3 protein-coding genes are annotated in these 2,404 nt (G+C 65.2%); all 3 read right to left on the bottom strand.

Annotation, left to right across the window (positions count from 1 at the left end; all coding sequences use genetic code 11):
• Positions 1-932: NAD(P)/FAD-dependent oxidoreductase (locus VGH85_19800; protein ID HEY2176054.1), on the bottom strand; the 932-nt coding region annotated here is incomplete at its 3' end.
• Positions 933-957: 25 nt separating this feature from the next.
• The gene (locus VGH85_19795) at positions 958-1,278 is read right to left on the bottom strand and encodes a MocE family 2Fe-2S type ferredoxin (GenBank protein HEY2176053.1); all 321 of its coding nucleotides are present in this window, start codon (positions 1,276-1,278) and stop codon (positions 958-960) included.
• A gap of 31 nt (positions 1,279-1,309) precedes the next feature.
• Positions 1,310-2,386 carry a fatty acid desaturase family protein gene (locus VGH85_19790; protein HEY2176052.1) on the bottom strand — a complete coding sequence of 359 codons (1,077 nt, stop codon included), beginning with the start codon at positions 2,384-2,386 and terminating at the stop codon, positions 1,310-1,312.
• Positions 2,387-2,404 lie beyond the last annotated feature (18 nt).

Raw genomic sequence — 2,404 nt, 5'->3', positions numbered from 1 at the left:
CCGAACGGGAGGTCGCTGCCGAGCATGACCTTGGCGGCGTGCTCACCCTGGTCCTGTGCGTTTCGCCAGGCTTCCAGGCGCATCCGGCGACCGTCATAGACCTGGATCGGAAACGAACAGCAGTCGCCGGCCGCGAGGACGTGTGGATCAGAGGTAGTCAGTGTGGAGTCCACCGTCACACCGTTCTGGACCTCCAACCCACCCTTCTCGGCGAGCGCCGTCTCCGGCACTGCGCCGACCGCGGCGAGCACAACGTCGGATGGAATTCGGGAGCCGTCGCTGAGTTCGACAATCGCGTTTGTCGAATTCCGGGTTATCGCCTGAATGCTGACGCTGCATCGCAAGTCCACGCCGTTCGTCAGGTGGCGCTCGGTGACAATCTCGGCGATCTCTGGAGGTACGACGCGACCCAGGACTCGATCGGCCATCTCGACGACAGTCACCGCGCAGCCGCGTCGGACGGCGCTCGCCGCCACCTCGAGGCCGAGGAAGCCCCCGCCGATGATCGTCACCTTTGCCCCCGGAAGAAGCTGCCGGCGCAACACACTGGCGTCGCGCGCGTCCCGTAGGTACAACGCTTCCTCTGCACCAGGAAGGGACAAGCGCCTCGGTCGAGCACCAGTGGCAACCAACAGTCGCTCGTAAGCGCGAGAGGATCCGTCGGCAAGGACGACCGCACGGCGCTCCAAGTCGATGTCCACTACGGCGACTCCCGCGGCGTGTTCGATGCCTGAGGCAACGAGGGAGCCCTCTGCCACCAGCGGCGTGGGAGGCGGGCCGTCCGCGGCGGCCAAGCCAGCCTTGGACAGCGGCGGTCGATCGTACGGGTGATCGGTCTCCTCGCCAAGCAGGCAAACCGGCCCGGCCCAGCCGCCTTCCCGGATTGCTACGGCTGCCCGCGTGCCACTCACTCCCGCTCCGACGACGATCATTGCTCGCGGGTTCATCGCTGATGCCTCAGTCGATGTCGATGTCGATGTATACGGTGCCGGAGTCGATCATCGTTGGGTAGATCTGCAGGCCGACGATGACCGGCGCGCCCTGCGGTGATCCATCGCGATAGTCGAACCGCCCGTTGTGCTTCGGACACTCTACGATCGCGCCCATGACCAGGCCGTCGCACAGCAGGGTCTTCTCGTGCGTGCAGTGACCGGCCGTGGCGAAGTACTGGTCGTCGGGCGAGCGGTAGATGGCGTAGTCGACGCCCAAGTGCTCGAAGGGGATCACGTCCTCCTCATCGACGTCGTCGATGGCGCACGCGGGCACCCAGTTGGGCACGACTGTCCTTTCGATTGGTTCGGGCTGGCCGCTAGGCGATCAACGCCGGCTCGTTGTACGGGGGCGCCCCGGGTGGCAGTTCGCGTCGCACGTGATAGCTCTGGTCCTTGAGTTGCTTCAGGACTGCGGGCACGAGCTCCTTGTAGGCCGCCCAGATCGAGGGATATACCGGGGCGAGGTCGCCCTTGATCTGCTCGTGTAGCTCGGGAAGCCGGTGGAAGGGCACCATCGGGAACATGTGGTGCTCCACGTGATAGTTCATGTTCCAGTACAGAAACCGGTTGAACCAGCACATCTTGATGGTCCGGGTGTTCAGCCGGTGGTCGAGCACGTTTTCGCCCATGCCCGCGTGCTGGGTCAGGCCATAGACCAGGTGCATGAACGTTGCATAGATGCGCGGTCCACCAACCAGCAGGAACGGAACGATAGAGCCGGTGAGCACCGCCACGACAACGGTGGCTGCATAGATAGCCAGCCAGATCCGCGCCTTGCGGTACACCCGGTGCTGCTCCTGGTCGGGCACCACCTCTGCCTCGTCCGGAGTAAGCCGGCCGACCGCGTGAAGGAACATCAGCTTGAACGAGGTCGGTACGTCCACCAGGCCGAAGAAGTTGAGCAGGATCCGGGCGAGGCGGGCCGGGCGCATCGCGGCGATCTCCGGGTCGCGGCCGACGATGATCGTGTCTGTGTGGTGACGGGTGTGGTTCCATCGCCAGACGGTGGGCTCACGCATCATCATGAACGAGGCGATCTCGTAGACCGCGGTGTCCATCCAGCGGGTCTTGAATGCAGTTCCGTGCCCCGCCTCGTGCCAACGCGAGTCGCCGGCGCTGGCGTAGAGCAGGCCGTAGAGCAGCAACACCGGCGCCGCGAGCCACGGGCTGACCGAGATCCAGAGCCACGCGCCCGCCGCACCGAGCAGTATCATGCCACCCAGCCAGATCGCGGTGTCACGGATGGCGGGTCCATCCTCGCGTCGCATCAGCTCCTTCATCCGCTTGCGCGGCACCTCACTCTTGAACCAGACTGCCCCGGCGAGTCCGCGCTCGACGGCCTCGTCGGATGCAGGGCCCACCAGGCTGTACAGAGCCAGGCGCTCACGTCCCATTACAAGTCCCTCCTTGAC

It is taken from the genome of Mycobacteriales bacterium (genome assembly GCA_036497565.1).
Classification (GTDB): Bacteria; Actinomycetota; Actinomycetes; order Mycobacteriales; family QHCD01; genus DASXJE01.
Note: the sequence above shows the minus strand (reverse complement) of the source record. Positions and strands in the feature narration are given on the sequence as shown.

Coding starts and splice junctions, on each gene's coding strand:
- VGH85_19790 (HEY2176052.1), bottom strand. CDS start 2,386: ATGGGACGTGAGCGCCTGGCTCTGTACAGCCTGGTGGGCCCTGCATCC.